Here is a 9413-nt window from a genome sequence, read left to right as displayed (position 1 = left end):
CAAACCCCTCTTCCCCCCACGTTGTAACCCGCCCAAACCCTTATATTTTTGATTCATAATAGGGTATAGCATATAGCTTTTTGCCTTCGGGGCTGACTGTTATTGATTAGTCACTAGCAAGTCCATCGACACCATTTGTATCATCTGTTTGAACTTCTACGAAATTCAGGATTTTCTCCGTCATAATTTTATTTATTAATGCTTACTATTTGTTCGCCCAATTTATTAAATTAAATAAACAATTGACTTCAGTAAATTCACTAGTTTAATTAATATCTAGTCCATCTAATAGCCCAGGATTAAAGAATCCCGTTCCTCTACCATAGTGAGGTTATTTTATTTGGTTAAGTAATTATTTGAATTTAGTTAATTTATTAACAAAGTATAATAAGAAACACAGGTATTGGATAGATCAAGATAATAGCTCAGTAAATCAACTGAGTGAATTCCAATTTAGGACTCATGCAAAGGCTTTATTGGCGATCGCATTGACATATATATCAAGCTATTATCTGCAAATAAAAAACCCCATCCCGCAAGCGAGATGAGGTTGGAAAGCTATAACTAAAGCAGAATTCAGAGATAACTCCGATCGTTTGCTGAAGTTGGGAGAGTCAGAAGTCAGAAGCAAAACAGTCTCTAAATGTGGCTTTGAGACCCAAGCTTTTTAACTTACTGAGTTACAAAATGCTGTATCTGATCTACGAGATCCGGCGCGAAGTACTTAACTGAGCATTATTAAGGCAATCATTTAATTTTTTAGACAAAACTAAAACATGGGGTAATGACATGATGCTATCGTGCGAACCAGGAGTTTTGTAAATTTCTATTCCACCCGTAGCTAATTCTTTCCACTTCTCCATGAGATAATACTCTTCTACGGGTCTTTCCATTGCCCAAAAAAGCGTTACCTTACCATTATAATCTTTAGCTATATAAGCTCTTTGTGCTTGAGTATTAGCATCTCGAACAGCTAAATCTAGCACAGAAATAGGTAAAGGTCGTTGCATCTTCAGGTGAAGCTTGTAAACAATTTCCCTCAGAAAATTTTGCAGTCTGTGATTGACCCGATCAACAAAAAAAGTGAGTTGCTGTTTTGGTTCTAAGCTAACAATGTGACTCGTATTCCTTTTGATTATGTCTTGCCAATTAATTAGGAAATGACTAAAACGCTTTTTCAATTTATCCCAGAAAGAACGTTTAATATTTCCACCTGATTTTACTTGGGGAGGGTAGCAATCAAATAAAGCTAGCAATTCTACCTTTTCGCCTTGTATTTCAAGTTGCCTAGCCATTTCAAATGCTACTGTACCCCCAATACACCAGCCACCTAATAAATAAGGGCCTTGAGGTTGAATAGTACGTATTTCTTTGATATAGTGGGCTGCCATATCTTCTATGCGATTATAAGGAGCCTGTTTTCTATCTAAGCCTTGTGCTTGTAGCCCATAAACTGGCTGATCTAAATCTAAATTACCCAGTAGTTCGCGGCTGTGGAAAAGATTACCGTATAGTGAATGGATATAGAAAAAAGGCAGTTTAGAACCCTGTAGTTGAATAGGAATTAATGAAGACCAAGGTGTTGAGCATCCTTCTTGGCGGAGAATATTAGTTAGTTGCTCAATCGTAGGCGCTTGAAAGAGGATAGCTGTAGGTAGATTTTTGTCAAATATCTTATTAATTTGAGCAAACAAGCGTATTGCTAGAAGTGAATGTCCTCCTAAATCAAAAAAGTTGTCTTTGATGCTAATTGGATGAATGCCTAAAACATTTTCCCAGATTTTAGTTAACTGAAGTTGCAATGAATCTTCTGCTGTGGCAAAGGTTTTTTCTATCTCAACATTAGTGAAGTTAGGCACTGGCAAGGCTTTGCGATCAACTTTGCCATTAGCATTAAGTGGCAGAGAGTCTAGTATGACAAACGCAGAAGGCAACATATAATCGGGCAGCTTTTCCTTGAGAAAGCTGTGTATTTCATCCCTAACAATAGTTTCACCTGGCTGAGGAACAAGATAAGCAACGATCAATTTATTGCCAGGAACATCTTCTCTAACAACAACGACATTTTTTTGTACTGCTGAGTGTTGACCCAGCATTGCCTCAATTTCTCCCAACTCAATACGGAAGCCACGAATCTTTACTTGATGGTCTAAACGCCCGATAAACTCAATATTGCCATCTGGCAAGTAACGAGCTAAATCGCCAGTTTTATACAGACGCTCCGATTGAGATTCTACATTTTTAAAGGGGTTGAAAATAAACTTTTCGGTGGTTAATTCTGGTCGATTGAGATAACCCCTAGCTAAACCATCACCGCCAATATATAACTCACCTGGTATACCAATCGGTACAGGCTGTAAGTTGTTATCCAGTATGTAAGTTTGTGTATTGGAAATAGGGCGACCAATGGGAACCGAAGCATTAATTTTAGTATTGCTGTCTAAAGAATAGCAACAAGTAAAAGTTGTGTTTTCCGTTGGCCCATAGCCATTAATTAGGCGACAATCTCCGCCTGCTTGCAAAAGTTTTTGGATGTGAGGGACAGATAAAACATCTCCACCAGCTAAAAGTTGGCGAACTTGTTTCAATTCTTCAACATACTCATCTACCATCAGGTTGAAAAGACCAGTTGTTAACCACAGTATCGTTACACGGTAATATTTTAGAGCTGCTGCTAATTCTGGTAGTGACACTGCGTGAGGTGGCATGAGTACTAGCTTGGCGCCGTTGAGGAGACATCCCCAAATTTCAAAAGTGGAAGCATCAAAGGATATGGGCGCTAACTGTAAAAATACATTTTCCGCACCTATATTAATGTAATTGGTGTCTTTGACCAAGCGCACGACACCCCGATGTACGACGGTAACACCTTTGGGGATGCCTGTAGAACCAGATGTGTAGATTACATAAGCTAAGTTTTCAGGGGTAGTTTGGGTAACTGTATTCTCCTGACTATATTGAGCGTAGGCGTAGCCCGCACCTCGGCTCATTTCGGCTACGCTCAATGACCAACGCTCAGTGACCGTCGTAGACATCGCTTCAGCATCACTATCTAAATAAACCACCTTTGCTCCACACACAGGTAGTTTTTCGATTAGATGCCGTTGAGTGAGCAAGATTTTTACTTGAGCATCTTCTAACATCAAGCTCAGGCGCTCTTGGGGGTACATGGGATCTAAAGGAACATAAGCTCCACCTGCTTTGAGAATACCCAGTAACCCGACTATCATTTCGAGCGATCGCTCTGCACATAATCCCACCATTACCTCTGGCCCTACACCCAGGCTTTGCAAATGGTGTGCTAACTGATTGGCTTGTTTGTTCAACTGTTGGTATGTCAGTTCTTGTCCTGCAAATACAACTGCTACCGCATCTGGTGTACTTTCAACTTGTGCCTCAAACAGCTGATGAATACAAGCCTGTTTCGGATAGTCGGTTTCAGTATTGTTCCACTCTACAAGTAACTGCTGCCCTTCAGGTGGTGTTAATAGAGGTAACTCCGAGATGCGTTGCTCTGGATTAGCAAGAATACCTGTAAGCATTGTTTGGAAATGTCCAAGCATCCGAGCGATCGTGGCTGCATCGAATAGGTCAGTATTGTATTCAAAGGAAGCTCTCAATCCTTTGCCTGTATCCCGCATCACCAGGGTTAAATCAAATTTCGTCGTACCACTGTGGGTGTATCCAAAGGTGGAGGCAATTTTCAAACCTGGTAGTTCTCGCTCTGCTCCCTTTGTCCAAGGGGGGTTCATGGCGAACATTACCTGAAACAGTGGTGAATGACTGCGATCGCGTTCTGGTTTGAGTTCTTCCACCAGTTTTTCAAAAGGTAAATCCTGGTGATCGTAAGCACCTAATGCTACCTGACGCACTTGATCGAGTATTGCCCGAAAACTGGGATTGCCGGAAAGGTCAGTCCGCATTACCAAGGTATTGACAAATAAACCCATCAATCCTTCGGTTTCTACCTGGTTGCGACCGGCAATTGGGGAGCCAACAAGAATATCCTCTTGTCCTGTATAGCGATAGAGCAATACCTTGAAGGCTGCTAATAAAGTCATGAACAGTGTTACGCCTGACTGCTGACTCAAAGCCTTGAGGGCATCAGTCAACTCTTGTGGTAGCATTTGACGGCAGATTTCGCCTGAGTAAGTTTGGACAGGTGGCCGTGGACGATCGCTGGGCAGTTCTAGTATAGGTATATTGCCACTTAGCTGCTGCTTCCAATAATCAAGCTGAGATTTTAGGACTGAACCTTGCAACCACTGACGTTGCCAGTGAGCGTAGTCAGTATACTGGATAGGTAATTCCGGTAATGGGAAAGATTTGCCAGCAGCAAAGGCTTCATAGAGTGCTGTGATTTCCTGAAAGAAAACCTCTGAAGACCAGCCATCCGCAATAATATGATGCAGGGTCAGGAGCAGTATATGCTCCTTTTCAGTTAGGCGTAGCAGTTGAAAGCGAAACAATGGCCCTTCCACCAAATCGAAGGGTTGTTGAGCTTCCAAGGCAGCCAGTTTTTTGTCTTCAATTTCTCGCTGTTCTAGAGGCAAGTGACTCAAATCGAGAAGCGGCAGATTCAGGGTTATATCTGGAGATATGATTTGGCTGGGCTGCCCATCTGTTGATGTAAAGGTAACTCGTAAGATTTCGTGGCGGCGGACGATTTCAACTAGACATTGCTCCAGTAGTACAACATTAAGTGAACCTGTGAAGCGATAGGCTAAGGGTACATTGTAGAGAGAGTTACCAGGATCAAATTGTTCTAAGATCCATAAGCGTTGTTGAGCAAAAGAGAGAGGGAGTTTATTATCTCTGATGGTCGGTAATATCCGAGGAAGATTGTTACTACTAGCAGAGTTAGCCTGGAGGAGAAATTCTAGGATTTCGGCTTTCCGTTCTCGCATCTGTGCCAGTAAATCTGGTGTCAAGCTCTCCTTAGCGGCTCGATAGCGCAAGCTACCGTCTTCGACCCATAATTTCACATCTAGATGACGTAGTTCTGATAAAAACTGATGAATGGTTTTCATAGTTGTCCCTCTTCATAGTCGCTTATCGTCTCGATCTGAGAAGCTTGAGAATTTTGCGCCGCCCATTGTAGTGTTTCAATTCGTTCAGCTAAATCAGCGACAGTTGGTACTTCAAATAAGTTGAATAAAGGTATTTCTACTTGAAAGGTTTGACGCAACCGCGAAGTAACTTGAATCGCTAGTACTGAATGTCCTCCTAACTCAAAGAAGTTGTCGTGAATGCCAATATTTTCTAAGTTGAGGACTTGTGCCCAAATGCCAGCAATCTGCTGTTCAACCAAGGTGCGGGGTGCAACATAACTCTCGCTCAGTTCTGGACGAGCAAAATCGGGTATTGGTAGAGCCTTCCGATCTACTTTGCCATTAGGAGTAAGGGGCATCGCATCCAGCGTTACAAAGGTTGTAGGCACCATATAATTTGGTAGCTTTTCCTTCAAGAACTGGCGTAATTGTGGAATTAGCTGATTATTTTCTGCTTGCTGTTGTATGGGGCTATTGGCATAAGCATTACCTAAAGTCTGGTCTTGTAAAGATTCTGGTTTAGACAGTAAGTCCCACCTTTGATTCCAAGCTTGAATATGTTGAGTACTGCTAGCAGACTCCGCTAAAGACTTAACTGGCGATGGTGTATTTGGAACTAGATAACCAACTAATGTTTTCTCATTTGGGATATCTTCTCGCACAATAACCACAGCTTCTTTCACAGCAGGATATTGAGCCATCACCGCTTCAATCTCACCCAATTCAATCCGAAAACCGCGAATTTTCAACTGATTGTCAATTCGTTGCAGATACTCAAGATTGCCATCGGTGCGATAACGAACTAAATCACCTGTTCTATAGAGTCGAGCATGAGGTTCTTGGCTGAATGGGTTGGAAATAAAGCGTTCTGTAGTTAGCTCAGGTCTATTTAAATAACCCAGCGCTACACCTGCACCACCGATATAAAGTTCACCAGGAACTCCTACAGGCACGGGCTGCTGATAAGCATCTAATAGATAAATTTCAGTATTGGCGATGGGCTGACCAATCAGAGGGATTCCGTCTGCTTTTATTTGATAACAGGTAGACCAGATTGTTGTTTCGGTTGGCCCGTACATATTCCAGACACTGTGGGCACGATTCACCAGTTCCTTAGCTAAAGTAGGTGGTAATGCTTCTCCACCGCAGAGAATCTTGAGTTGTTTGGAACCTTGCCAGCCAGCCGCCAGCAACAATCGCCAGGTTGCAGGAGTGGCCTGCATGACTGTTATTCCTGAATTGTTGAGAGTTTTGAGCAGTTTCTCGCCATCTGTAGCCACCTCACGGCTGACTATCAGAGTAGTTGCCCCCACGATTAACGGCAAGAATATTTCCAGAACGGCAATATCAAAGGAAAGAGTGGTGACAGATAGCAGAATATCTTGCCGTGTCAACCCTGGTTGCTCACGCATACTTGCCAGGAGATTGACAACATTTTGATGAGAAACTTTTACTCCCTTGGGTGTTCCTGTGGAGCCAGAAGTGTAGATGACGTAAGCGAGATTCTCAGTAGTTGCTAGGTAAGCGGGTTTGTGAGTTGGATAATGGGCAATTTTTTCTTTATCTGTGTCCAAACAAACTACCTCTACCTGATTTTTTACTAAATCAAGTAGGTTAGCTTGGGTAAGTAACACGGAGACTTGAGCATCATCAAGCATGAAGGTCAAGCGTTCTTTGGGATAGGTGGGGTCTAAGGGGACATAAGCGCCACCCGTCTTGAGTACACCTAATAGAGCGATCGCTATTTCTGTTGACCGTTCCAAGGAGATGCCAACTAGCACTCCCGGCTTGACTCCCAAGGTTTGCAGATAATGAGCAAGCTGATTGGCACGCTGGTCAAGTTCCAGATAAGTCAGTTGTTGATTTTGAAACACAACAGCGATCGCATCTGGTGTTTGCTCGACTTGAGTTTCAAACAGCTGATGAATCGATTTATCTTCAGGATAAGCTGTTTGAGTATTGTTCCATGCTGCTAACAACTGTTGCTCAGTTGTTGGCAAGATTGACAATTTGGCAATAATTTGATTAGGGTTAGCAACTATACTTGCTAAGAGAGTATCAAACTCTGCCATTCGGCGACGGATAGTATCAGCATCAAATAAGTTGGTGTTGTACTGACATTCCAGGGTCAGCTGGCCACGTAATTCTGTAGCATTGATAAATATTTCAAAATTCTCAAATGCGCGAGGATTAGAGAAAAACTCTACCTCCAGCCCTGCAAATGGTAAACTGTTTCCGTCCAAGCCCTGATCGAGATTAAAGGTGATAGGTACTAAGGGAATACGACTAGAATCCCGTGGAAACACTAATTTTTTGACCAGACTGCCAAAGGTAAATTGTTGGTGGTCGTAGGCATCTAATACAGCAGAGCGGCGCGTTTGCAAGTAGTCACTAAAGGATTTTTCTCCATTAATCCGGCTACGCAAAGGTAGTAAATTAACACAATGTCCAACGAGATTATACTGTCCTAAAGCAGCTTGTCCTGCTGCTGAAATTCCCACCACTACGTCGTCTTGTCCTGTTAGGCGGTGAAGCCACACCTCGAATCCTGACAAGATGGTAGTCATAAAGCTACAACCAAGTTTTGTTCCTAGTTGTTTCAGTTTGACAACTAGTTCGGGATTTAAACGCCAATCTTCACGCGCAGCATTAAAAGTTCTAAATAATGGACGAGGGTGATCGCTGGGGAAATCTAGCACAGGCACAGAATCGGAGAATTGATCTAACCAGTATTGTTCTATAGCGATCGCTTCTACACTTTGGGCCTCTTCTTCCTGCAAGATCGCATATTCACTGAAGTAGTCTGGTTCTTCCAATTCAGGAACAATACCCTGTTGCAAGGCAGAGTAGAGTTTACCTAAATCTGGCATCAATACTGCCCATGACCAACCATCACAAATAATGTGATGGGCAGTTAAAATGGCTAAATGCTCTTGCGAATGCAATTTGACAATTTTTGCCCGAAATAGAGACCCATGTTCTAAATCAAATGGTTGCTCTACCTCTTGTTGCCAGATACTAGCTATTTTTGTCTCTTGCTCTTGTGGCTCTAAACCAGAAACATCAATGACGGGGATTTCTATTTTCAGGGACGCAACAATGCAGAGTGTATTACCATCTGTGCTAAAGGTTGTCCGTAGTGCTTCATGACGTTGGACTAACTGTTGCACAGCAGACTGGAGAGATTCTACATCAAGGTTTCCTTTTAGTCGCAGAGATTGGGACTCGTTATAAGCACAATTGGCACTGTCTCCCATTTGTACAGAAGCCCAAATTTCTTTTTGAGATTCGGTTGCAGGGGCAGTTAATAATAACTCTCCACCTGAAAATGGATCGAAATCAACAGCATTTAATCTAGATTGGTAATCTACAGGTGATAAGCTCATAAAAATCTCTTATTTTCTCAGTTTATTCAGTGTGGTGCAATTTCAATCTGTCTTGACAAACTATTGAGGTTCAATAAGTCGTAGATAAAAACCGTAATAGTTACGTACAAAACGCTCAGGATGAAACGGAATATAACAGCTACGGTTCAATGTCCAAGTATCGATTAATTCGTAGCCAATTGAGGCTAAAGATGCAATAAACTCAGCGCGATTCTGGATTTTATATGGGCAAAAAGCGTAGCCAATATTTTGTAATGTGATAAACGTTTCCCCATCGTAAAATGGTACTCGGTTAATCAAGATATGCCGTGGTTTTGTCTTCAACTGTCCCAACATTTCAGACAGTGATGGTTCTATATATTGCAAAGTACCGCAAGTGAGTAATATTTCTGCACCTTCAGCATCTGCAAATTGCGCTGTAAAAGACAAACCTGGGTTATCGGCTTTTCTTGCCAATTGTTCTCCCGCTTTAATCACCTCTAATACATCACAGACTTTCCATCGGAGATCATTAGGATATTGCAGAAATTTTTTGTAAGTATAATAAGCATGTCCTACATTACCGCCCAGGTCAAAAATAGTTGAGCTGTTAGCGAATGCAGATGCAAGCCAGATAAGAACCGGATAATCTTGGGGATTGAACTGATCTGGCTCCCAAGTAGTGGTCAACTTTGCTACTGAACGGTGATTATGAATTTCAGGTTGGTTATAGCCAGCCTTAGCACCTTTAGGAGTTGCTTGTAACGCATCTGCAAATGTATTATGTATACCTCGACACGCAGTAATGTTTTGGTTAAATAACCAATAGTATTGGTAGTAATCTGATAAGATTGGGACTTTTGTGACAATTTTTTTGAAACTTTGCTTTAGCTGCTTTACCCTTTTTTGTCTTAGCTGTGTGAAATTATTTTTATCAAACGAAGCTATCAAAGTCATATCAAAACCTTAATATCGGAAAATTTTTTGCTACTGTTTC

The 9413-nt window shown here is 41.9% G+C and carries 3 protein-coding genes; all 3 read right to left on the bottom strand.

What is annotated here, in order from left to right:
• Nucleotides 1–701 precede the first annotated feature (701 nt).
• Genes RMX98_RS10415 through RMX98_RS10405 form a run of 3 tightly spaced genes read right to left on the bottom strand, consistent with a single transcriptional unit; the run spans nucleotide 702 to nucleotide 9373 of the window.
• Entirely contained in the window at nucleotides 702–5030 is a 4329-nt protein-coding gene (locus RMX98_RS10415; protein WP_322680947.1) for an amino acid adenylation domain-containing protein, read from the bottom strand.
• Complete coding sequence (locus RMX98_RS10410) at nucleotides 5027–8437, bottom strand: amino acid adenylation domain-containing protein (RefSeq protein WP_322680946.1); 3411 nt, start codon at nucleotides 8435–8437, stop codon at nucleotides 5027–5029. Before RMX98_RS10410 ends, RMX98_RS10415 begins: the two co-directional genes overlap by 4 nt.
• A gap of 60 nt (nucleotides 8438–8497) precedes the next feature.
• On the bottom strand, nucleotides 8498–9373 hold the full coding sequence (locus RMX98_RS10405) for a TIGR04325 family methyltransferase (RefSeq protein WP_322680945.1): 876 nt from the start codon (nucleotides 9371–9373) through the stop codon (nucleotides 8498–8500).
• Nucleotides 9374–9413: the final 40 nt, after the last annotated feature.

It is taken from the genome of Nostoc sp. DedQUE02, assembly GCF_034531035.1.
Taxonomy (GTDB): domain Bacteria; phylum Cyanobacteriota; class Cyanobacteriia; order Cyanobacteriales; family Nostocaceae; genus Nostoc.
This window is presented reverse-complemented; position numbering and strand designations above follow the sequence as displayed.

What these genes read in the sequence shown, in the direction of transcription:
- RMX98_RS10415 (WP_322680947.1), bottom strand. Translation starts at nt 5,030, where the DNA reads ATGAAAACCATTCATCAGTTTTTATCAGAACTACGTCATCTAGATGTG.
- RMX98_RS10410 (WP_322680946.1), bottom strand. Translation starts at nt 8,437, where the DNA reads ATGAGCTTATCACCTGTAGATTACCAATCTAGATTAAATGCTGTTGAT.
- RMX98_RS10405 (WP_322680945.1), bottom strand. Translation starts at nt 9,373, where the DNA reads ATGACTTTGATAGCTTCGTTTGATAAAAATAATTTCACACAGCTAAGA.